Source organism: Aliirhizobium sp. YIM B11859, assembly GCF_057163345.1.
The window spans coordinates 384,362-405,184 of the sequence record NZ_JBXHAY010000002.1 but is presented as its reverse complement, the minus strand read 5'-3'; the positions used below and the strand labels follow the sequence as shown (position 1 = coordinate 405,184).

22 protein-coding genes are annotated in these 20,823 nt (G+C 60.2%); 15 read left to right on the top strand and 7 right to left on the bottom strand.

What is annotated here, in order from left to right:
• The first annotated feature begins 20 nt into the window (after positions 1-20).
• A complete protein-coding gene (locus AC2GXZ_RS08250) occupies positions 21-242 on the top strand; it encodes a putative signal transducing protein (RefSeq protein ID WP_483758671.1) in 222 nt (73 codons plus the stop codon).
• Positions 239-1,087, top strand: a complete 849-nt coding sequence (locus AC2GXZ_RS08245; protein ID WP_483758670.1) for a tRNA1(Val) (adenine(37)-N6)-methyltransferase — start codon at positions 239-241, stop codon at positions 1,085-1,087. Before AC2GXZ_RS08250 ends, AC2GXZ_RS08245 begins: the two co-directional genes overlap by 4 nt.
• Here the strand turns inward: AC2GXZ_RS08245 and AC2GXZ_RS08240 are convergent.
• Positions 1,056-2,396 (bottom strand): Nramp family divalent metal transporter, encoded by a 1,341-nt coding sequence (locus AC2GXZ_RS08240; RefSeq protein ID WP_483758669.1) that lies wholly within the window; start codon positions 2,394-2,396, stop codon positions 1,056-1,058. The two genes, AC2GXZ_RS08245 and AC2GXZ_RS08240, sit on opposite strands and share 32 nt — an antisense overlap.
• 170 nt (positions 2,397-2,566) lie before the next feature.
• On the opposite strand from AC2GXZ_RS08240, the gene AC2GXZ_RS08235 reads away from it, so the two are divergent.
• On the top strand, positions 2,567-3,433 hold the full coding sequence (locus tag AC2GXZ_RS08235) for a S49 family peptidase (protein ID WP_483758668.1): 867 nt from the start codon (positions 2,567-2,569) through the stop codon (positions 3,431-3,433).
• Positions 3,434-3,486: 53 nt separating this feature from the next.
• Positions 3,487-3,678 (top strand): hypothetical protein, encoded by a 192-nt coding sequence (locus AC2GXZ_RS08230; RefSeq protein ID WP_483758667.1) that lies wholly within the window; start codon positions 3,487-3,489, stop codon positions 3,676-3,678.
• Between the two features lie 3 nt (positions 3,679-3,681).
• Here the strand turns inward: AC2GXZ_RS08230 and AC2GXZ_RS08225 are convergent, their stop codons facing one another.
• The gene (locus tag AC2GXZ_RS08225) at positions 3,682-3,909 is read right to left on the bottom strand and encodes a type II toxin-antitoxin system RelE/ParE family toxin (protein WP_483759382.1); all 228 of its coding nucleotides are present in this window, start codon (positions 3,907-3,909) and stop codon (positions 3,682-3,684) included.
• 88 nt (positions 3,910-3,997) lie between these two features.
• Positions 3,998-4,297, bottom strand: coding sequence for a hypothetical protein (locus tag AC2GXZ_RS08220; protein ID WP_483758666.1), 300 nt, complete (start codon positions 4,295-4,297; stop codon positions 3,998-4,000).
• Positions 4,298-4,445: 148 nt separating this feature from the next.
• On the opposite strand from AC2GXZ_RS08220, the gene AC2GXZ_RS08215 reads away from it, so the two are divergent.
• From AC2GXZ_RS08215 to AC2GXZ_RS08175, 9 genes are all read left to right on the top strand, one after another.
• The gene (locus AC2GXZ_RS08215; protein WP_483758665.1) at positions 4,446-5,396 is read left to right on the top strand and encodes a glycine--tRNA ligase subunit alpha; all 951 of its coding nucleotides are present in this window, start codon (positions 4,446-4,448) and stop codon (positions 5,394-5,396) included.
• A gap of 95 nt (positions 5,397-5,491) precedes the next feature.
• Complete coding sequence (locus AC2GXZ_RS08210) at positions 5,492-6,043, top strand: LemA family protein (RefSeq protein WP_483758664.1); 552 nt, start codon at positions 5,492-5,494, stop codon at positions 6,041-6,043.
• A 14-nt stretch (positions 6,044-6,057) separates the two neighbouring features.
• Complete coding sequence (locus tag AC2GXZ_RS08205) at positions 6,058-7,977, top strand: DUF2207 domain-containing protein (RefSeq protein ID WP_483758663.1); 1,920 nt, start codon at positions 6,058-6,060, stop codon at positions 7,975-7,977.
• A gap of 49 nt (positions 7,978-8,026) precedes the next feature.
• Positions 8,027-8,311, top strand: coding sequence for a type II toxin-antitoxin system RelE/ParE family toxin (locus AC2GXZ_RS08200; RefSeq protein ID WP_483758662.1), 285 nt, complete (start codon positions 8,027-8,029; stop codon positions 8,309-8,311).
• Between the two features lie 12 nt (positions 8,312-8,323).
• Positions 8,324-8,620 carry a HigA family addiction module antitoxin gene (locus tag AC2GXZ_RS08195; protein WP_483758661.1) on the top strand — a complete coding sequence of 99 codons (297 nt, stop codon included), beginning with the start codon at positions 8,324-8,326 and terminating at the stop codon, positions 8,618-8,620.
• A gap of 92 nt (positions 8,621-8,712) precedes the next feature.
• Entirely contained in the window at positions 8,713-11,082 is a 2,370-nt protein-coding gene (gene glyS, locus AC2GXZ_RS08190; protein WP_483758660.1) for a glycine--tRNA ligase subunit beta, read from the top strand.
• A 106-nt stretch (positions 11,083-11,188) separates the two neighbouring features.
• Entirely contained in the window at positions 11,189-11,434 is a 246-nt protein-coding gene (locus tag AC2GXZ_RS08185) for a type II toxin-antitoxin system ParD family antitoxin (RefSeq protein ID WP_483758659.1), read from the top strand.
• A complete protein-coding gene (locus AC2GXZ_RS08180; protein WP_483758658.1) occupies positions 11,431-11,736 on the top strand; it encodes a type II toxin-antitoxin system RelE/ParE family toxin in 306 nt (101 codons plus the stop codon). Before AC2GXZ_RS08185 ends, AC2GXZ_RS08180 begins: the two co-directional genes overlap by 4 nt.
• Positions 11,733-12,221, top strand: coding sequence for a 2-thiouracil desulfurase family protein (locus AC2GXZ_RS08175; protein ID WP_483758657.1), 489 nt, complete (start codon positions 11,733-11,735; stop codon positions 12,219-12,221). Before AC2GXZ_RS08180 ends, AC2GXZ_RS08175 begins: the two co-directional genes overlap by 4 nt.
• A gap of 128 nt (positions 12,222-12,349) precedes the next feature.
• Here the strand turns inward: AC2GXZ_RS08175 and AC2GXZ_RS08170 are convergent, their stop codons facing one another.
• From AC2GXZ_RS08170 to AC2GXZ_RS08155, 4 genes are all read right to left on the bottom strand, one after another.
• A complete protein-coding gene (locus tag AC2GXZ_RS08170; RefSeq protein WP_483758656.1) occupies positions 12,350-14,182 on the bottom strand; it encodes a methyl-accepting chemotaxis protein in 1,833 nt (610 codons plus the stop codon).
• 280 nt (positions 14,183-14,462) lie between these two features.
• Positions 14,463-14,942 carry a plant virulence effector HPE1-like domain-containing protein gene (locus AC2GXZ_RS08165; protein WP_483758655.1) on the bottom strand — a complete coding sequence of 160 codons (480 nt, stop codon included), beginning with the start codon at positions 14,940-14,942 and terminating at the stop codon, positions 14,463-14,465.
• A gap of 123 nt (positions 14,943-15,065) precedes the next feature.
• Positions 15,066-16,337 carry a phosphoribosylamine--glycine ligase gene (gene purD / locus AC2GXZ_RS08160; protein ID WP_483758654.1) on the bottom strand — a complete coding sequence of 424 codons (1,272 nt, stop codon included), beginning with the start codon at positions 16,335-16,337 and terminating at the stop codon, positions 15,066-15,068.
• A 190-nt stretch (positions 16,338-16,527) separates the two neighbouring features.
• Positions 16,528-16,728, bottom strand: coding sequence for a hypothetical protein (locus AC2GXZ_RS08155; protein WP_483758653.1), 201 nt, complete (start codon positions 16,726-16,728; stop codon positions 16,528-16,530).
• A gap of 238 nt (positions 16,729-16,966) precedes the next feature.
• On the opposite strand from AC2GXZ_RS08155, the gene AC2GXZ_RS08150 reads away from it, so the two are divergent.
• Entirely contained in the window at positions 16,967-19,267 is a 2,301-nt protein-coding gene (locus AC2GXZ_RS08150; protein ID WP_483758652.1) for a Tex family protein, read from the top strand.
• 172 nt (positions 19,268-19,439) lie between these two features.
• A complete protein-coding gene (locus AC2GXZ_RS08145; protein WP_483758651.1) occupies positions 19,440-20,696 on the top strand; it encodes a cyclopropane fatty acid synthase in 1,257 nt (418 codons plus the stop codon).
• Positions 20,697-20,823 lie beyond the last annotated feature (127 nt).

Below are 20,823 nucleotides of genomic sequence, written 5' to 3'. Positions count from 1 at the left end.
TTTTCACGAAAGGGCGCCCGATGATCGAGCTTATCCGCACCAATGACGTCGTCACGTTGTCGCTGGCGGAGAGCCTGATGAAGGATGCCGGCATCCATTGCCTCGTCGCCGATCAGGCGATGAGCATCATGGAAGGTTCGCTCGGCCTTCTGCAGCGACGCCTGCTGGTGGAAGAGGCACGGGCCGGCGAGGCCCGCGACATCTTTCGCGATGCCGGTCTGGAGGCTGAACTCAGGCCATGAGCGAAGTCGGTTTGACGGCAACGGATCCGGGTGCGCCTGACTTTACCATCGACGCCTTTCACCGGGGGCGTTTCAATGTCGCACAGCCTAGGAACGAAGGGCATCGCTCGGGTGTCGATGCCATGCTGCTTGCCTCGCTGGTGGCAACCGACCGGCCACTGGATCAGCCGCTGAGCGTCGCTGATCTTGGATCCGGGGCAGGGGCTGCCGGTCTCGCGGTCGCCGCCCGGCTGGAGCAGGCGCATGTCCTTCTGGTGGAGAAATTTCCGGTCATGGCGGACTATGCCAGACGAAGCATCCACCTGCCCGAAAATGCCTTCCTGAAGGACCGCGTGACGGTACTGGAAGCCGACGTGTCGCTAACGGGAAAAGCTCGGCTTTCAGCGGGCCTCGGGGACGAGGTTCACGATCACGTCATCATGAACCCGCCCTTCAATCATGCCGGGGACAGGAAGACGCCGGACAACCTGAAGGCGGAGGCGCATGCCTTGACCGATGGTCTGTTCGAAGCCTGGCTGAGGACGGCCGGTGCGATCATGAAGCCCGGCGGCCAGCTGTCGCTGATCGCAAGGCCGGTGTCGATCGCCGATATTCTCTCAGCCTGTGGCAACCGTTTCGGTGGTATCGAGATCACCCCGGTCCATCCGCGTCCGCAGGAAGATGCAATCCGCATCCTGGTGTCGGCCGTCAAGGGATCGAAGGCGAGGCTTGTTTTTCGCCCGCCGCTCGTCGTCCACGGGCAAGACGGCCACACGTTCAGCCCGCAGGTGGACGATCTCAACAACGGCCGCGCGGCTTATGCCCGGCGTGGTATCAGCCGGCAACCACGTCGAACAGCAGTTTGACGTTGAGCACCGCAATCGACAGCGCGATCAGGTAGGCGAGCGCCGCGAGCCAGCGGGGCGCCACCAGCGCGCCCATCTTCGCCTTGCTGGTGGTAAACATGACGAGCGGAAAGACGGCGAAGGAAAGCTGCAGGCTGAGCACGACCTGGGTGAGGATCAGCAACTCGGACGTGCCGGCATCGCCGTACCAGATGGTGACGATGGCGGCCGGCACGATGGCGATGGCGCGGGTCACCACCCGCCGGATCCATGGCTTCAGCTTGATATGCAGAAACCCTTCCATGACGATCTGCCCGGCAAGCGTGGCCGTCACCGTCGAATTGAGACCGCAGCAGAGCAGGGCTACGCCGAAAAAGACAGGTGCCAAGGCCAGTCCCAGCATCGGTGACAGAAGCGCGCTGGCCTCGCCCAGCTCGGCCACATCCGTATGCCCGGTGGCATTGAACGCCGCCGCCGCGAGGATGAGAATGGCGGCATTGATCATCAGCGCGAAGGTCAGCGCCACGGTCGAATCAATGGTGGCGAACCGCAGCGCCTCGCGTTTCTCCGGCACGGTTTCGCCGAATGCGCGCGTCTGCACGATGCCGGAATGAAGGTAGAGGTTATGCGGCATCACGGTTGCGCCCAGAATGCCGAGCGCCAGGTAGAGCATTTCCGGATTACGGACGATCTCGGTGGTCGGCACGAAACCGAAGGCGACCTCCGACCAGACCGGATCGGCAAAGAAGATCTGCACCCCGAAACACACGGCGATGACGCCGAGCAGCGTGATGATGAAGGCCTCGACCCAGCGGAAACCCAGTCGCTGCAGGTAAAGGATCAGAAACACGTCGAGCGAGGTGACCAGCACGCCGACTTCCAGTGATATGCCGAAGATCAGGTTGAGGCCGATGGCGGTGCCGATCACCTCGGCGATATCGGTGGCGATGATGGCGATTTCCGCCAGTGCCCAGAGAATGACCGAGACCCATCGCGGAAATGCGTCGCGGCAGGCCTGCGCCAGATCCCGGCCCGATGCGATTGCCAGCCGGGCGCAAAGCGATTGCAGAACGATCGCCATCAGATTGGAAAGAAGCGCCACCGAAAGCAGCGCGTAACCGAATTTCGACCCGCCGGCGAGCGAGGTCGCCCAGTTGCCGGGGTCCATATAGCCGACCGCCACCAGATATCCGGGACCGGCAAATGCCATGATGCGCCGAAGCTTCGAGCCGTGGCTGGTAACATTGACCGATTGATAGACGTCCGACAACGAGGCCTCGCGGGCTTCGTGCCGCCAGCCGTTCTCGGTCTTGATACGGGAGAGATCCATGCAGTCCTCGGATGAGCGATGCGTGCATCATGCTCGATTAGAATGAAATTGCAAGTCATTCGCAACAAGATGGATATCCCGCCGCGATATCTCGTGTGGAACAGGATGATTGCACTTGTCGTTGCAATGCCTACATGCAGTGCTGAACCGATAGTCTGGAAGGATCGTAAATGGCTGGCTTGCTCAATCGTCTGCTCCCGAAGCGTTTTCGCAAGAAGGGACTGGCGATACCTGTCGTCAGGCTGCACGGCGCGATCATGACGGGCGGCAGCCAGTTCAAGCCGACGCTCAACCTGGCCAATACTGCGCAGATGCTGGAAAAGGCCTTTTCGGTGAAGGACGCGCCGGTCGTCGCCATCTCGCTCAATTCTCCCGGCGGCTCTCCCGTTCAGTCGCGGCTGATCTTCCAGCGCATCCGCGCCCTGGCGGAAGAAAAGCAGAAGAAGGTGCTGATCTTCGTCGAGGATGTCGCGGCCTCCGGCGGTTACATGATCGCGCTGGCCGGTGACGAGATCTTTGCCGACCCGACCTCGATCGTCGGATCGATCGGTGTTGTCTCCGGCGGTTTCGGGTTCCCCGAACTGCTGCGCAAGATCGGTGTCGAACGCCGCGTCTACACGGCCGGCGAAAACAAGGCGATCCTCGATCCGTTCAAGCCGGAAAAGGAAAGCGACATCGAATACCTGAAGACGCTGCAGCTGGAGATCCACAAGGTCTTTATCGACATGGTGAAGATGCGCCGCGGCGAACGTCTGTCGGATGATGGTGAGGTTTTCTCCGGCCTGTTCTGGACAGGCGGCAAGGGCCTGGAGCTCGGCCTGATCGACGGGCTGGGCGACATGCGCGAGGTGCTGAAGCGCCGTTTCGGCAAGGATGTCCGGCTCGAGCTGATTGGCAGTGCCCGCTCTCTGTTCGGCAAGCGGCTTCCCGGCGTCATCTCGGGCGCCCCGTCTTTCGGTGAAATCGCCGCGGATGCCGGTGCAGGACTTGCCGCCGGCATCGAAGAAAGGGCAATGTGGAGCCGATACGGGCTTTAATGCCTGAAGCGCCAGCCTTTGCAGGGCGTACAATCTGAGGACTTCGAGGGGAAATGGCCCAGCTTATATTTCTGGTCGTCGTGGCTTGCGGCGGGTGGATGATCTACAGACGCTTCATCAAGGACGCCGACAGGCTGACGGCGAAAAGCCGCCGTGAGGAAAAGGAGCGCCAGACCGGCGCCGTCGCCACGCTGGAAAAGGATCCGGTGACGGGGGAATACCGGGTGAAGAAGGATGAGGAATAGCGCTCAGCTACGATCTCTTATTTTGGACATCCAGTCAGACCCGGCATAGCCGATGCACAGGACCAGGACAGTACGGCTTGGGTCCTCGACAATAAAGCAGAGGCTGGCTTTTTCGGTGACGGGTATGACACGCAAACCCGGCCTTATTTCATCGCGGAGAGAGCCAATTTTTGGTAGTTCGGCGAGGCGGTGCACCGCCATTTCTATCTCCGCGATTTTCCGATCCGCTATGATCCTGCCTGCGTAATCCGCGACCAGGCCGGAATTCTCAAAAGGTCTTCGACGGCTCCCGGATGGTATTCAAGCCGATAGGCGGGCATTATTTGGCTTTGCGTTCGGCTGCGTATTTTTCGTCAAGCCGGGCGCGAACCTTGTCAAACAGGTTTTCCTTCTCGAACGGAATAAATTGATCTCGTGGTGTATCCATCCGCGCACGGATGACATCGGCCATTGCCATCAACGCATCGCTCTGCTCCGGCGTCAATTCTTCGGCGCGCATCAGTTCGTCGAGCCCCGCTTCCACAACCTTTTCCACCGAAGGAAACTGGCCATCTTCCACCAGTTGCTCGGCATAGCGCAGATATCGGTCGGATAGCGTGACGGTGTTCTTGATGTTCATGGCGGATGCTCCGGAAACGGCAATAACCTAACACGGATCGCAAACGCTGAGTAGCGCGGCAAAAGCTGGCTGATCGATAAATCCTTGACCCGTTCCCCCTTGGCGTGGCACTCGTCCGCATCCTCAATAAACGATTTCGATGATCGCCATGACCGACCTGCCCGACCACATGTCTCCGACCCGCTCCTTCCAGGGGCTGATCCTTGCACTGCACAACTACTGGGCGGACAAGGGCTGCGCCGTGCTGCAGCCCTATGACATGGAAGTCGGTGCCGGCACCTTCCACCCGGCGACGACGCTGCGCGCGCTCGGCCCCAAGCCGTGGAAGGCTGCTTACGTCCAGCCCTCACGCCGTCCGTCCGACGGTCGCTACGGCGAAAACCCCAACCGGTTGCAGCACTATTACCAGTATCAGGTCATCCTGAAGCCGAACCCGTCCAACCTGCAGGAGCTTTATCTCGGCTCGCTGAAGGCGATCGGCCTCGATCCGCTTCTGCATGACGTGCGCTTCGTCGAGGACGACTGGGAAAGCCCGACGCTCGGCGCCTGGGGTCTCGGCTGGGAATGCTGGTGCGACGGCATGGAAGTCTCGCAGTTCACCTACTTCCAGCAGGTCTGCGGCATCGAATGCGCCCCCGTCGCCGGCGAACTGACCTATGGTCTTGAGCGACTGGCCATGTATGTCCAGGGCGTCGACAATGTCTACGACCTGAACTTCAACGGCCGCGAAGGCGAAGAGAAGATCTCCTATGGCGACGTCTTCCTGCAGGCAGAGCAGGAATATTCGCGGCACAATTTCGAATTCGCCAATACCGAAATGCTGCATCGCCATTTCATCGATGCCGAGAAGGAATGCCAGGCGCTGCTCGCTGCCGGCGCGCCGGGCGACGCGAATGCGCTGCACAAATGCGTTTTCCCGGCCTATGACCAGTGCATCAAGGCATCCCACGTCTTCAACCTCTTGGATGCCCGCGGCGTGATTTCGGTCACCGAGCGCCAGAGCTATATCCTGCGCGTGCGTACGCTCGCTAAGGCCTGCGGCGAAGCGTTTCTGCTCACCGATGCGGGTGGGGCCAATATCGGCAAGGCTGCCGCCTGAGCCTGACCGTGCCGGGATTGCCATCGTTTGTCGGTGACAACCCGCCTTTGCCGACATAGTCTCCCTGCGACATCATCGTCTTGGGGGGACCAGCCATGTATATCGCGCTCGGCATCATCGCCATTGCCGCCATCTATGTGATCTTCATCTATAACGGCCTCGTGCGCGCCCGGCAGATGGCGGAGGAGGCCTGGTCGGGCATCGACGTGCAGCTGAAGCGCCGCGCCGACCTGATCCCCAACCTGATCGAGACCGTCAAGGGCTACGCCGCCCATGAAAAGGGCACGTTCGAAGAGGTGGTGAAACTCCGAAACCAGGCGCAAGCGGTACCGGCAGGCGATGTCGCCGGCCGCGCCCAGGCGGAAGGCTTGCTCTCGCAGGCGCTGGGAAAACTCTTCGCGCTCGCCGAAGCCTATCCGGACCTCAAGGCCAATCAGAATTTCTCCGAACTGCAGGCCTCGCTGGAAACGATCGAAAGCGAGATCCAGATGGCGCGGCGTTATTACAACGGTTCGGCCCGCGACCTGAACATCAAGGTCGAGAGCTTTCCCGCCAATCTCGTCGCCGGCCCCTTCGGTTTTTCCAAACGCGAGTATTTCGAGATCGACAACCCGGCGGATCGCGCCGTGCCCACGGTAAAATTCTGACGCGGAGGTAGCTGATGCTCCGGCGCCTTTTCGTCACCTTCGCCCTGTTTCTGGTGGCATCTCTGCCGGCTGCGGCTGAGGAATATATCCGCAGCTACAATGCCGATATCCGGATCGCTTCCGATGGCGAACTGACGGTGGCCGAGACGATTGTCGTCAACGCCGAAGGAAACCGCATCCGCCGCGGCATCTTTCGCGATTTCCCGATGACCATGGAGGATGCGAAGGGCCGCAAGATCCGGGTGGGTTTCGAACTTCTCTCCGTCACCCGCGACGGCCGGCCGGAAGCCTTTCACACCGAAACCATTTCTCGCGGCATCCGCATCTATGCCGGTGATGAAAATACCCTGCTTTCCCCCGGCCAGCACTCTTACGTCATCACCTACAAGAGCAGCCGACAAATCCGCTTTTTCGAGGATCATGACGAGCTCTATTGGAACGCCACCGGCAATGGGTGGCAGTTCCGCATCGCCCAGGCCTCGGCGCGGGTGACATTGCCGGGTGGGCGGGTGACCGATACGGCCGCCTTCACCGGTGCCTATGGCTCGACGGCGCGTGACGCCCGCGCCAGCGCTTCGGGCAATCAGGCCGTCTTTGCCACAACCCGGGCATTGGGCAGCGAGGAAGGCCTCACCATCGTTGTCGGTTTCCCGAAGGGCATCGTCGCCGAACCGTCTGCCGACCAGCAAAGCGTCTGGTGGTGGCGCGACAATCGCAACCTGTTTCTCGCACTCGGCGGTCTGGCCGTCGTCGTATTTTATTACGTCATGGTTTGGCGCAAGGTCGGGCGCGATCCTCAAGGCGGCACCATCGTGCCGCGCTGGGATACGCCGGCCGGCATCTCGCCGGCACTGGTCAATTACATCGACAATAAGGGCTTTTCCGGCGGCGGCTGGACGGCCTTTTCCGCCAGCCTTCTCGATCTTGCGGTCAAGGGCTACCTGACGCTGGAGGACCTGAAATCGCGGGTCGTCGTCAGGATCTCCAGCAGCAAGCCGCTAAAGGATCTGCCACCCGGACAAAAGACCCTGCTCTTCCAGCTTGGCGCCGCCGGCGAGAGTTTCGCCATCGAGAAATCCAATGGTGAGCGGGTGCAGGAGATCGGCAAGGCCTTCCGGCAGGCGATCGAAAAGGAACATCGCGGCAAATATTACCGGCACAATACCGTCTACATCGTGCTCGGCCTGTTGCTCAGTGTGCTCGGCGCCGGCGCACTGCTGATCTTCGGCGATATCGACCCGGACGATCTCGGGCTGTTGCTGCCCTCCGTCCTGTTCGGCGCCTTCTGGTCCTTCTTCGCCGTCAAGGTGGGAAAATCGCTCCTGAGGAAAAGAACCGTCGCCGCCCGCATCGGCGCGATCATCTCGCTTGCAGTCTTCGGCCTTGTTGCCTTTTCCATCGGCGGCACCTTCGTCGTCGGCGCGGTGGAAAGTGTCATGGATGGCCAATGGCCGGTCTTTGCCGGCATTGGCGGGCTCGTCCTCATCAATGTCGTGTTCTTTTTCCTGATGGGCGCCCCGACCCCGCTCGGCCGCAAGCTGATGGACGAGATCGAAGGCCTGCGCCTCTATCTGACGGTCGCTGAACAGGACCGGATGAACATGGCCGGTGCACCCGCCATGTCGCCGCAGCATTTCGAGAAGCTTCTGCCCTATGCCGTGGCCCTCGGCGTCGAAAAACCTTGGAGCGAGGCCTTCGAGACCTGGCTTGCGGCAGCGGTTGCCACCGGCGCCGCTGCTTATGCATCGACCTGGTATTACGGCGATGGCATCGGCAGTTTCGGTGATCGCATCGGCGGCTTTTCCTCCTCCATGTCGCAGACGATCCAATCCACCATTCCGACCCCGAAATCCTCGTCATCCTCCTCCGGCTTTTCGACCGGCGGCGGCTTCTCCGGGGGCGGCGGAGGCGGTGGTGGTGGAGGCGGGTGGTGAGGGAGAGTGTTGCGGAATGTATCGCCGCGTGATACATAAGAGCTAGATCATGGTCATACGATCTTATGCCGACACGAGAACCAGGGAAGTCGCCCATGGCAGGGTTCCTAAAGGCTTTCCCGCTGACATCGCTAGAAGAGCCGTCCGCAAGCTGACCATGATCGAGAACGCAAGAGAGCTGATCGATTTGCGTTCTCCGCCGGGAAATCACTTGGAAGCGCTAAAGGCTGATCGTCAGGGGCAGTATTCGATCAGGATCAGCGATCAATGGCGGATTTGCTTCGTTTGGAATGACGCCGGGGCGGAAAGTGTCGAGATTGTCGATTATCACTGAGGGATTTTTTTGATGGTGATTATCCTGCCTCCCGTTCATCCGGGCGAAATTCTGCGAGAGGAATATCTTGTTCCATTGAAGCTGAGCGCCGGTGGATTGGCAAAAAAGCTGAATGTGCCAAGAACCCGTATAGAGCGGCTGGTTTCAGAACAGACTGCCATGACGTCTGATACGGCCTTAAGGCTTGCTCGATTTTTTAACACGACCCCTGAATTCTGGATGAACCTTCAGATAAGTTATGAGCTGAAAATCGCTGCCGAGGCAAAGGCGGCCGAGATCGCAGCCATACCGGTCATGACGGCGGCATAGGCCTCCACTTTCCCGACGAGAACTGGTGACTTTTGCGGATGGGCTTGCTAAGCCCGCCACGACATTATTTTCAGCGCAAAGACTTGAACCCCATGCCCGACCTGCTTCTAGAACTTCGCTCAGAGGAAATTCCCGCCCGCATGCAGCGCAAGGCGGCGGGTGACCTGAAAAAGCTCTTAACCGACGCGCTGGTGGATGCAGGCCTGACCTATGAGGGTGCGCGCGAATACTGGACGCCGCGCCGGCTGACGCTCGATATCCGTGGCCTCACCGCCCGTTCCGCCGATTTGCGCGAAGAGATCAAGGGCCCTTCCACCAAGGCACCGGAACAGGCGATCGCGGGCTTTCTGCGCAAGGCAGGTCTCTCGGATATTTCCGAAGCTCAGGTCGCAAGCGACCCTAAGAAAGGCGATTTCTACGTCGCGATCGTTTCCAAGGCTGGCCGCGCCGCCGAGGAGATCATCGAAAGTGTCATGCCCGGCATCATCCGCGCATTCCCCTGGCCGAAATCGATGCGCTGGGGTGCAGCCTCCATGCCGAAGGGCATGAGCTATGGCGGCATCGAGGGCAAGGGTCCGGAAAGCCTGCGCTGGGTGCGCCCGCTGCAGTCGATCGTCTGCATGTTCGGCACCGAACACGAAGAGACGAAGGTCATCCCCTTCGAGATTGACGGTATCGTGGCCTCAAACATTACTTACGGCCACCGCTTCCATGCGCCGGAGGCGATCAAGGTTCGCCGCTTCGACGATTATGTCGCAAGCCTCGAAAAGGCGAAGGTCATGCTCGACGCCGACCGCCGCAAGGACATGATCCTGCACGATGCCCGTGATCTGGCATTCGCCAGCGGCCTGGAACTGGTCGAGGATGAAGGCCTGCTGGAAGAAGTCTCTGGCCTGGTCGAATGGCCGCATGTGCTGATGGGCACGTTCGAGAGGGACTATCTCGAAATCCCCGCCGAAATCATCCGCCTGACGATCAAGACCAACCAGAAATGCTTCGTCACCCGCCCGCAAGGCGCGGAAGAAGGCCTTTCGAACCATTTCGTGCTGATCTCGAATATCGATGCCAAGGACGGTGGCAAGGAAATCATCCACGGCAATGGCAAGGTCGTCCGCGCCCGCCTGTCGGACGCCAAGCACTTCTGGACCCGTGACCAGCACGACATTCCCGATCTTGGCACGCTGGTTGAATCGGCCGCAAAATTCGATCTCGATCTTAGAAAGCCGCTCGACCAGCGTATGGCCAAGCTCGACGCGCTGAACGTCACCTTCCACGCCAAGCTTGGCAGCCAGGGCGAACGCGTTTCCCGCATTCGCGAATTGGCCGAGGAACTGGCTCCAATCGTCGGCGCCGATAAGGATCTCGTCGATCGTGCCGCCGTGCTCGCAAAGGCCGACCTGCGCACAGAGGCCGTTGGCGAATTCCCCGAACTGCAGGGTCTGATGGGCCGCCGTTATGCCGGCCTGCAGGGCGAAAACAAATCCGTCGCGATCGCCCTCGAGGACCACTACAAGCCACAGGGCCCGTCCGACCGCGTTCCGAAGGACAAGGTGGCAATCACCGTGGCACTTGCCGACAAGCTCGACACGCTGATCGGCTTCTGGGCGATTGACGAAAAGCCTACCGGTTCCAAGGACCCCTATGCGCTCCGCCGTGCAGCTTTGGGTGTCGTGCGCATTCTGCTGGAGCGGAATGTCCGGTTGTCGCTAAAGGAAGTAGTGAGCATTCCAATGGTGTTGATGATTATGGAGGTCGAGCAGAAAGCTCGGATGGAACGTTTTCCGTTGCAGACCTTTTTCGATGTAGCTCTTACAAAACAGCGCGATCTAACAGAGCAAGAGATAGCTCGCGAAGTTGAACGCGTTCATAAGGACTGGCTTGCTCATACCGATGATGCAGTTGCAGACACAGAGGCATTTGTTCGGATGGTTACAGAGCGCCCCACCGAGCTCCTTTCCTTCTTCCACGACCGTCTGAAAGTCTATCTGCGCGATATGGGTGCCCGTCACGACATCATCGACGCGGTCCTGACGCCGGAAACCGACGACCTCCTTCTCGTCGCCCGTCGTGCCGAAGCACTGACCTCGTTCATCTCGTCCGATGACGGCCTGAACCTGCTCGCCGGCACCAAACGCGCCACCCAGCTGCTGGCCGCCGAAGAGAAGAAGGGTACCGTCGTTGCCGATGGCGTTTCGCAAGACTTGCTGAAGCTCGATGCCGAAAAGGCGCTCTGGGCTGCCATCAAATCTGCCTCGGCGGAAGCTGCGGCAGCAACAGGGAAAGAAGACTTCCACTCCGCCATGGAAGCGCTGTCGAAGCTGCGCGCGCCGGTCGACACGTTCTTCGAGGACGTTCTCGTCAATGACGAAGACGCCGCCATCCGCGCCAATCGCCTGGCCTTGCTCAAGGCCATCCGCGAGGCGACTGGCACGGTTGCTGATTTCTCCAAGATCTCCGGCTGATCGCAACCGGTGAGTTTCAAACTTCGAAAGCCCTGCCTATGCGGGGCTTTTTTCTGACTTATGCTCCGTGTTAAACTGTGTTTCAGAGATGTCCCAGGAGCGGCAGATGAACAAGCCCGTGCAGATCACCGTCAGCGAACAAGCCGCAAGCTTCGTCTCGCGCGAGCTGGAAAGCGGCCGCTTCGAAACCGTCGATGAAGTGGTCGAGGCGGGTCTTCGCATGCTCGAGGAAGAGCAGATGAAGATCGAGAGACTGCGGGAATTGCTGATCGAAGGGGAGAACAGCGGCCCGGCCCGCTATGTCGACCCTGATGAGTTTCTGGCGCGTATGCGCGAGAAACACGGGCGATGAGGGTCTATCGTCTAAGCCCGGCTGCAGAGTTGGATCTTGACGATATCTGGGCATATACGGCTAACAATTGGTCCACAGAGCAGGCCGATACTTATATTTCCAGCCTGTTCGAGACTTTCGTGTTGGCGGGCAGCAACCATGACATCGGGCAACGGGTGGATTCGGTATTGGCAGGCTATCGCCGTATCCGGTGTGGCCATCATCTGATCTTTTATGTAACAGCAGATGACGGACAGATCGAAATCGTCCGCATTCTCCACGAGAAGACCGATATCCGCCGCCATCTCGACGACCAGAAATGAACCGCTCCAAAATCCTCATCAGCGCCTGCCTTCTCGGCCATGCGGTCCGTTATGACGGCAAGGGCAAGGCGCTTTCCCACCCGGCAATCACCCGCTGGCGGGAAGAGGGGCGGCTTGTCACCATCTGCCCCGAGCTGGCCGGCGGCATGAGCGTGCCGCGTCCGCCTGCCGAGATCGAGAACGGCATGACCGGTGCCGATGTTCTTGCCGGCCGGGCCCGGGTGATGGAAATGACCGGCGGCGATGTGACGGCGGATTTCATTGCCGGGGCCCATCATGCCCTGGAATTTGCCAGATCCCATGGCTGCACCCATGCCCTGCTGATCGACGGCAGCCCGTCATGCGGTTCGGGCTTTATCTATGACGGCGCCTTTGCCGGCCGCAAGCATGCCGGCTACGGAGTGACGGCGGCCCTTCTGGAAGACGCGGGCATCCGTGTTTTTTCCGATCGCCGCATCGACGAACTCGACAGGTTGCTGGATTAGATCCGGTCGGCGCTGCCGTGTATCGGATGCGTGGCGCCAATTTCCGAAAAAAGAAGCCGCCGGGCTGTCACCCGACGGCTTCTCCCATCCCCCTGGTGCCCCCCGGGGAATGAAGCGATATGGCATCTTCAGCTGGCCATGCGCATCCGGTTGCCCATGTCGCGCAGATGGCCGGTAGCTGCGGTTTTGCTCACCCGGAAGCCGCGGATCAGGTCGAGCAATTCCTCGGTATCTGCTGCCAGCGTCTCGGCCGAAGCGGTGGTTTCCTCTGCCATGGCAGCATTCTGCTGGGTCGCCTGGTCGAGATGGTTGAGAGACGACGAGATCGACCGCAATGTCGTGTCCTGTTCTGCGGCGGAATCGGCGATCTTGCTGACGATGTCGCTCGCCGCCTTCACCTGTGTCGAGATGCGCTTCAGCGCTTCGCCGGCCTCGCCGACAAGGCGCACGCCGTTTTCCACCTGGGTCGAGGAGCGGGAGATCTGGTCCTTGATCTCCTTGGCGGCACTTGCGGAGCGCTGCGCCAGTTCACGCACTTCCTGCGCGACGACGGCAAAGCCCTTGCCGCTTTCGCCGGCACGTGCGGCCTCAACGCCGGCATTCAGCGCCAGAAGGTTGGTCTGGAAGGCGATTTCGTCGATCACGCCGATGATCTTGGTGATCTCGCCGGACGAATGCTCGATGCCGCTCATCGCATCGATGGCTTCGGCAACCACCGCATCGCTGCGATTGGCTTCTGTGCTGACCGTCACGACCCGGCTCGCGGCTTCCCTTGCGCCATCCGCAGTCTGTTTGACCGCGACCGTCAGCTCGTCGAGCGCCGCCGAGGTTTCTTCCAGATTGGCCGCCTGGCGCTCTGTGCGTTGCGACAGCTCGTTGGAGGCGCGGCGGATCTCGTCTTTCGAGCCGCCGATATCGGTGCCTTTGGTGTTGACCTTGGCCATTGCTGCTTCCAGGTGGCCGAGCGCGTCGTTGAAATTGTCGCGCAGGCCGGCATAACGGCTGCCGAGATCGCCGCAACGGATGGTGAGGTCACCCTTGGCAAGTTCTGCCAGTGCGGTGTCGATTGTCGACACGACGCGGGCCTGCAGCTCGGCCTCGTCGCGTTGCATGGTCAGGTTCTGCTGACGTTCGCTGTCCAGTTCCTGCTGGCTGCGCTGCTGGCGCTCTTCCATCGCGTGGCGCTCACGCACCTTCTGTTGCAAGGCTTCGGTAGCGCGGGCCATCAGGCCGACTTCGTTCTTCATGTCCGTATGCGGGATCTTGAGAGTGACATTTTCGTCTGCCACCGCATTCAGGGCCTGCCGGATATCCGACAACGGCTTGGAAATGCTGCGGATCACCGCGAAGGCGAGAATGGCCGCAATGACGAGGATGCCGGCGCCGATGCCGACGGCCTTGAGGATATCGGCGCGGATCTGCGCTTGCAGATCGTCGACATAAACGCCGGTCACCAGAACCAGCTGCCAGGGTTCGAAGGCCAGTGCATAGGAGCTCTTCAGAAAGCCGTCGCCCTGCTCGCCCGGCTTGGGACCGAGGAAGTCGGCGGTGCCGCCGCCGGCACGCGCGATCTTCACCAGTTCGTCGCGGTACATGAAACCCTGGCTGTCCGGCTTGCCCTTGAAATTCTGGCCGACACGCTTCGGATCGGGATGCAGCCGCATCGTCACGTCATAGTCATAGGCGTAGAGATAGCCGTCAGGCTGGAAGCTCATCGCCGCGATGGCTTCGAAGGCGCGCTTCTGAGCTTCCTCGCGGGTAAACTCGCCGGCGGCTTCACGGCTCTGGAATTTTTTCATGATGCCGATGCCCGATTCCACCTGCGTGCGCAGCATGCCGAAGCGTTCGGCATAGATTGCGTTGGTGGAGGCACGCAGTTCGAAATAGGTGCCGACTGCGAAAGCGACCATCAGGGTCAGCACGAGCAGCACCAGCTGATGAGAAATCCTCAGGTTTTTCATGATGTCCTCAAGCGCGAGCGGGCATCCTTGCTCAAGGCTGCCGAATAGATCTTAAATGTTGGGAAGAAGCGCATCCTGCGCCGTGTTTGTGCTGCATCGCACGCAGACACACTTGCCCGGTATATTTAAATAAAAATTTAAATTTCCGCTGCGGGGATCAAATAACCAAGATATTATCATCTATACCCGGCGAACATGTCGCGCCGGGTATCAGTAACGTCAGTTTTTAGTATTGGAAATATTAGGATTCGCGGAGAAAAGCGGAGGATCGGTCGAAATATTATTTCAACCTTAGGGGGGTATCTCCGAAATTGCTCGCGTCATCGGTGCCGTTTTCCACCGCGCCAGTCTGGGCATCGAAATCGATCGGATCCCGGTTCTGGTTGGCGACGGCAACCTGCACCTCGGTCTGGACATGCTTGCCCTTGCCGGTATCGATCACCGCCTGCATCTGGTCGACCGTCATCCAGTCCGGAACCTTGCTGATATAGACGACCGGCGAACCGCCCAGCCATTGCTCGGTACGTACGATCTTTTTCTGGCCGTCGATATTCATCACCGCGACGGATTGCATGCTGCCGCGCAGCTCGGGAACCTTGTAGCCGGTATCGTCCTGGGCAAGGAGCGGCGGGCAGTTCTCGCAGGTCTTGAAGACGATGCTCGAGGTTGCGCCATGCCGCTCGGCAGAGAACGGCTGGATCGACTGTGCCTGTGCTGTGCCGGCGACGAGTACGAAAGCTGTGAGGGCCAGATGACGCATGATGCAAATCCTCTCTTTGCATCATCTATAGCTGCGAGTGGTTGCGATCCCGTCAGGAGAACCGGTAAACAACCGTTTAAACTCTATCTATCTCTCGCGCTCGGTAGAGGTTGCGATCCTTGATCAGGACGCCTCTCGTGCTGCCGCCCGCCAGCCGATATCGCGGCGGCAGAAGCCGTTGTCCCAGGATATTCCCTCGACCAGAGAATAGGCGCCTGCCTGCGCTTCACGCACGTTGGGGCCGATGGCCGTCACGTTCAGCACCCGGCCGCCGGTTGCCACAAGCTGGCCGTCCTTCATCGCCGTCCCGGCATGGAAGATCTTTTCGCCTTCTGCGGTCTCAGGCAGGGCAGCGATCGGGGTGCTCTTGTCATAGGCGCCCGGATAACCCTTCGAGGCCATGACGACGGTGAGCGCCACCTCGTCGCGCCATTCGGCCTTCACCTGATCGAGCGTGCCGGTGGCGGCGGCATAGAGGATCTCCAGCAGATCGCTCTTCAGTCGCATCATCAGCACCTGGCATTCCGGATCGCCGAAGCGGACGTTGTATTCGATCAGTTCGGGCCCCTTCTGAGTGATCATCAGCCCGGCGAAGAAGACGCCGGTGAAGGGATAGCCGCTTTCTTCCATGCCACGGATCGTCGGTTCGATGATTTCCTTCATCGTCCGTTCGACCATGTCGGGCGTCATCACGGGGGCGGGTGAGTAAGCGCCCATGCCGCCGGTATTCGGTCCGGTATCGCCATCGCCGACCTGCTTGTGGTCCTGGGCGGTGGCCAGCGCCAGCGCTGTCTTGCCGTCGGACAGGCAGAAGAAACTTGCCTCCTCGCCATCGAGATAGGCCTCGACCACGACTTCTGCGCCGGCGGCACCAAAAGCACCATCGAAGCAGTCATCGATCGCGGCAAACGCCTCTTCGACCGTCATCGCAACCGTCACGCCCTTGCCGGCGGCAAGCCCGTCGGCCTTGACGACGATCGGCGCGCCCTGTTCGGCGACATAGGCCTTTGCCTCGGCGCCATCGGTAAAGCGGCGATAGGCGCCGGTCGGAATATTGTAGCGGGCGCAGATATCCTTGGTGAAACCCTTGGAGCCTTCGAGCTGGGCTGCTGCTGCCGACGGTCCGAATACGGTGATGTTCTTGGCGCGCAGCACGTCGGCAATGCCGGCGACAAGCGGCCCTTCCGGACCGACCACGACAAGGTCGATGCCGTTAGTCAGGCAGAATTCTGAAACGGCATGATGATCGTCGATATCGAGCGACACGATCTCGGCGTTTTCCGCGATGCCGGGATTGCCGGGAGCGGCATAAAGGGCCGTCAGTTTGGGAGACTGTGCAAGCTTCCAGGCCAGTGCATGTTCGCGGCCGCCGGAGCCGATCAGAAGAACCTTCATAAACCGCCCTCATGGTTGTTTTACAGGGGGCGGTTAAGGCCCGTTTCCGCAAAGGTCAAGGGCGGCTGGCAAGATGGGCCGCAAAGCTGCGATTGAAAGCTGTTGGTTGAGCGTTCTCGTTGAAAGCCATGAGTTGGCGGCCGGCCCCTTGGGGAAATCGGGTCGGCGCGACCACGGCAGTCGAAAACCGCTAAAGCGAAGAGTGTTCCTGCCGGCGCAATGCCAGCGTCGCCTGGAAAATCACTCTGTTTCGAAAGGCAAGAAAGGGGATAGGTTCTTCTCTATAGGCTGCATCCTTGATCTTTTCATTCAGATAGATGATGGCGGCTTCGAGTTCTTCGGAGCCGACCGCCTCGTCGCAAGCCAACTGCCTGGCAATTCTTCTAGGCATTCATACCTCCATGCACGCCGCTTCATACGGCAGCAGTGACTATAGACAGGGGGAGGAATGCGAGAAGATGTCACGTATTTATCCACTGAACGACGGTTATTGTTTTCTGAATGGCGTCCGGTTCTGGCACAGCCTGTGTATCATTCTGTGAGTGACCCGGCGTCGATGTTGTCTTGCCGCAAACTTCGACTATGGTCGCGCCTCCCGATTTTGACCCCCGGATTGTGACGAGGACATCATGGCCGCCGATACCCAGAAGCTTGCAATTGCGATTGCCGCCGAGATCAATGCACGGCCGGATCAGGCAAAGGCTGCAATCGGCCTCCTGGATGAAGGCGCGACCGTGCCCTTCATCGCCCGTTACCGCAAGGAAGTCACCGGCGGCCTCGACGACACGCAATTGCGCAACCTTGCCGAACGGCTCGTCTACCTGCGAGAGCTGGAAGCCCGCCGCACATCGATCGTCGATAGCATCAATAGCCAGGGCAAGATGACCGACGAACTGGCGGGAAAACTTGGCCGCGCCGCCACCAAGGCCGAACTGGAAGATCTCTACCTTCCCTATAAGCCGAAGCGCCGCACCCGCGCAGAGATCGCCCGCGAACGTGGACTCGGGCCACTCGCCGAAGCGATCTGGGCCGATCGTGCCGCCGATCCGGCCAAACTCGCCGAAGTCTATATCGCCGGCGAGGTGGTTGACGTGAAGACGGCACTCGATGGCGCCCGCGACATCGTTGCCGAAACCATCTCGGAAAATGCCGATCTCCTCGGACGCCTGCGCCAGCATATGCGCGACGGTGCCGTGTTGCGTGCCAGGGTGGTCGACGGCAAGCAGGAGGCGGGTGCCAAGTTTGCCGACTATTTCGACCATTCCGAACGCTGGGCGACCGTTCCCGGCCATCGCGCGCTTGCCATGCTGCGCGGCTGGAACGAGGAAATGCTGACGCTGACGATCGAGGTGGACGCCGACGACACATCCCCGGTCAAGCCGGCGCAGCGCATCATCGCCGCTGCCTTCAATATCCGCGGTCTGGGCAAGGGTGATCTGTGGCTGATGGAGGCTGCCGGCTGGACCTGGCGGGTCAAGCTGTCGGTATCGCTGTCGCTCGACCTGATGCGGGAAATGCGCGAACGTTCCGAAGAGGACGCTATCCATGTTTTCGCCCGCAACCTGAAGGACCTGCTTCTGGCCGCGCCTGCGGGTTCCCGCGCCACGATGGGTCTCGATCCGGGCATCCGCACCGGCGTCAAGGTGGCGATCGTCGATGCGACCGGCAAGCTGCTGGAAACCACCACCGTCTACCCGTTCCCGCCGCGCAATGACGTGCGCGGCAGCCAGTCCGAACTCGCGGCACTGATCCGCAAGCACAATGTCGAATTGATCTCGATCGGCAACGGCACCGGCAGCCGTGAGACGGAAAAGCTGGTGGCCGACATGCTGACCAATTTGCCGGGCGCCAAGCCGACCAAGGTCATCGTCTCGGAAGCCGGTGCATCGGTCTATTCCGCCTCCGAAACCGCTGCCCTCGAATTCCCCGGCCTCGACGTTTCGCTTCGAGGCGCCGTCTCGATCGCCCGCCGCCTGCAGGATCCGCTCGCCGAACTGGTCAAGATTGAACCCAAGGCGATCGGTGTTGGCCAATACCAGCACGATGTCGATCAGGGCAAGCTTGCCCGCTCGCTGGATGCCGTGGTCGAGGACGCGGTGAATGCCGTCGGCGTCGATCTCAACATGGCGTCAGCCCCGCTTCTCTCCCGCGTATCAGGCCTCTCGCGCTCGATCGCCGAGGCGATCGTCGCCCATCGCGATGCCAATGGCGCCTTTGCCAGCCGCAAGGACCTCTTGAAGGTCGCCCGCCTCGGCAACCGCACCTTCGAACAGGCTGCCGGCTTCCTGCGCATTCCAAATGGCAAGGAACCGCTCGATGCCTCCTCCGTCCACCCGGAAGCCTATGGCGTGGCAAAGAAGATCGTTGCCGCTTGCGGTCGTGACTTGCGCGCCCTGATGGGTGACAGCGCCGCGCTCAAATCGGTCGATCCGCGCCAGTTCATCGACGAACAGTTCGGTCTGCCGACCGTCAGGGACATCATCGCCGAACTGGAAAAGCCCGGCCGCGACCCGCGCCCGAGCTTCAAGACCGCCACATTCGCAGAAGGCATTGACGAGATCACTGACCTGAAGCCCGGCATGATGCTCGAAGGCACGGTGACCAATGTCGCCGCCTTCGGTGCCTTTGTCGATATCGGCGTGCATCAGGACGGTCTCGTCCATGTCTCCCAGCTTGCCGACAAGTTCGTCAAGGACCCGCATGAAGTGGTCAAGGCCGGTGACGTCGTGAAGGTCCGCGTCGTCGAGGTCGACGTCAAGCGCAAGCGAATCGCCTTGACAATGCGCAAGGATGGAGCCGATTCCGCCCCTGCACCGCGGGGCCCGGGCAAAAATGAGCGCCCTGCCAATCAAAAATTCATGAAGACCGAAAAGCCCTCGCAGCAAGGCGCCTTCGGTGCTGCGCTCGCAGAAGCTTTAAAAAAGCGCTGAAACCTACAAGCCCTCCGCTTACTGCTACCTTTAGATGTGCGCCGTCAAACAACCCGTTTGACGGCGTGCCGATTCATGTCATTTTCATGGCTGGAATATGCTTGCAGTCCGACGAATAGACGCTAGATTTGGGGAATTGATAAGGTAGCCTTACTATTAAGGAGGTAGGTCCGTGGCCTCGTCTCTTCACGATCTTCTTAGCAAAATCATCAAGATAGGTACTCTGACTGTCCGCGGAACGGGCGGCGAGCAGCATTATGGCGGCGGGGGAGGGCGATCGGTGACGGTCCGCTTTACCGATGAAGCGGCCGAGAAGGCGCTTCTGCGTGATCCGCAGTTGCAACTCGGCGAACTCTACATGGATGGTCGCATGCTCGTGGAGGAGGGCGATATCTATGAGTTTCTCGCCCTCATCAAGGACAACACCCTGTCCGAAGGCCTGACCTTCGGCATGATCGTTCGCGGGGTCGGCCGGATGATCGAGGCGCAGTTCCGCAACCGCGTGCCGATCAACCACAATCGCAAGAATGTCTCGCACCATTACGATCTCGACGAAAAACTGTTCTCGCTTTTCCTCGACGAGGACTGGCAATATTCCTGTGCCTATTTCAATCCCCCCGGCATTTCGTTGGACGAGGCGCAGGTCGCCAAGAAGCGCCATATCGTGGCAAAGCTTCGCGCAGAGCCCGGCCAGAAGGCGCTGGAGATCGGCTCCGGCTGGGGCGGCATGGCGATGTATCTGTCGGAAAGCTGTGGTGTCGACGTCACCGGCATCACCCTGTCGACCGAGCAGCTGAAGATCTCCCGCGAGCGGGCAGCCAAACGCGGTCTCGCCAACAGCGTCCGTTTCGAACTGCAGGATTATTATTATCTTCCGCCGACCAAGAGCTACGACCGTATCGTCTCCGTCGGCATGTTCGAACATGTCGGCCGGCTGAACTACAGGAAGTTCTTCAACAAGGTGAACGACGTTCTCTCCGACGACGGCGTCATGGTGCTGCATTCGATCGGTCAGCCTTATCCGGCGATCTACAACAACCCGTGGATCGAAAAATACATCTTCCCCGGCGGCTACATCCCGTCGCTCGCGGAAGTGCTGCCGGCGATCGAGAAGGCGGGCCTGCTGGTCTCCGATGTCGAAATCCTGCCGATGCATTATGCCTATACCCTGCGTCACTGGCGCGAGCGCTTCATGGCCAACAGGGACAAGGCGGCAGCGCTTTATGATGAGCGTTTCGTGCGGATGTGGGAATTCTACCTCGCCGCCTCCGAAATGGCCTTCACCCACGAAGCCTTCCACATCTTCCAGATCCAGATCGTCAAGAAGCGTCAGGCCGTACCGGACAATCGGGACTATATCTACGAGAAGGAAGCCGAGCTGCACGCCTTCGAACAGAGCCGCCTGCCGCTCGCCAAGATCGCGGTGTAAATGGGGTGAGGGGGCTGCAAACGCCGCGATCCCCTCACCAACAAAATCTAGGACTTAGCCTTTGGCTAAGATCCTGATTTTGTAACCTCTCCCACAAGGGGAGAGGCTGGGCGCCGAGGGTGCCGCA

Bases quoted from the DNA above. Each gene is read 5' to 3' on its own strand.
- AC2GXZ_RS08205 (WP_483758663.1), top strand. From the start codon at position 6,058: ATGCTCCGGCGCCTTTTCGTCACCTTCGCCCTGTTTCTGGTGGCATCT.
- AC2GXZ_RS08185 (WP_483758659.1), top strand. From the start codon at position 11,189: ATGAACAAGCCCGTGCAGATCACCGTCAGCGAACAAGCCGCAAGCTTC.
- AC2GXZ_RS08245 (WP_483758670.1), top strand. From the start codon at position 239: ATGAGCGAAGTCGGTTTGACGGCAACGGATCCGGGTGCGCCTGACTTT.
- AC2GXZ_RS08150 (WP_483758652.1), top strand. From the start codon at position 16,967: ATGGCCGCCGATACCCAGAAGCTTGCAATTGCGATTGCCGCCGAGATC.
- AC2GXZ_RS08180 (WP_483758658.1), top strand. From the start codon at position 11,431: ATGAGGGTCTATCGTCTAAGCCCGGCTGCAGAGTTGGATCTTGACGAT.
- AC2GXZ_RS08170 (WP_483758656.1), bottom strand. From the start codon at position 14,182: ATGAAAAACCTGAGGATTTCTCATCAGCTGGTGCTGCTCGTGCTGACC.
- AC2GXZ_RS08235 (WP_483758668.1), top strand. From the start codon at position 2,567: ATGGCTGGCTTGCTCAATCGTCTGCTCCCGAAGCGTTTTCGCAAGAAG.
- AC2GXZ_RS08215 (WP_483758665.1), top strand. From the start codon at position 4,446: ATGACCGACCTGCCCGACCACATGTCTCCGACCCGCTCCTTCCAGGGG.
- AC2GXZ_RS08175 (WP_483758657.1), top strand. From the start codon at position 11,733: ATGAACCGCTCCAAAATCCTCATCAGCGCCTGCCTTCTCGGCCATGCG.
- AC2GXZ_RS08250 (WP_483758671.1), top strand. From the start codon at position 21: ATGATCGAGCTTATCCGCACCAATGACGTCGTCACGTTGTCGCTGGCG.
- glyS (WP_483758660.1), top strand. From the start codon at position 8,713: ATGCCCGACCTGCTTCTAGAACTTCGCTCAGAGGAAATTCCCGCCCGC.
- AC2GXZ_RS08210 (WP_483758664.1), top strand. From the start codon at position 5,492: ATGTATATCGCGCTCGGCATCATCGCCATTGCCGCCATCTATGTGATC.
- purD (WP_483758654.1), bottom strand. From the start codon at position 16,337: ATGAAGGTTCTTCTGATCGGCTCCGGCGGCCGCGAACATGCACTGGCC.
- AC2GXZ_RS08165 (WP_483758655.1), bottom strand. From the start codon at position 14,942: ATGCGTCATCTGGCCCTCACAGCTTTCGTACTCGTCGCCGGCACAGCA.
- AC2GXZ_RS08220 (WP_483758666.1), bottom strand. From the start codon at position 4,297: ATGAACATCAAGAACACCGTCACGCTATCCGACCGATATCTGCGCTAT.
- AC2GXZ_RS08230 (WP_483758667.1), top strand. From the start codon at position 3,487: ATGGCCCAGCTTATATTTCTGGTCGTCGTGGCTTGCGGCGGGTGGATG.
- AC2GXZ_RS08155 (WP_483758653.1), bottom strand. From the start codon at position 16,728: ATGCCTAGAAGAATTGCCAGGCAGTTGGCTTGCGACGAGGCGGTCGGC.
- AC2GXZ_RS08240 (WP_483758669.1), bottom strand. From the start codon at position 2,396: ATGGATCTCTCCCGTATCAAGACCGAGAACGGCTGGCGGCACGAAGCC.
- AC2GXZ_RS08200 (WP_483758662.1), top strand. From the start codon at position 8,027: ATGGTCATACGATCTTATGCCGACACGAGAACCAGGGAAGTCGCCCAT.
- AC2GXZ_RS08195 (WP_483758661.1), top strand. From the start codon at position 8,324: ATGGTGATTATCCTGCCTCCCGTTCATCCGGGCGAAATTCTGCGAGAG.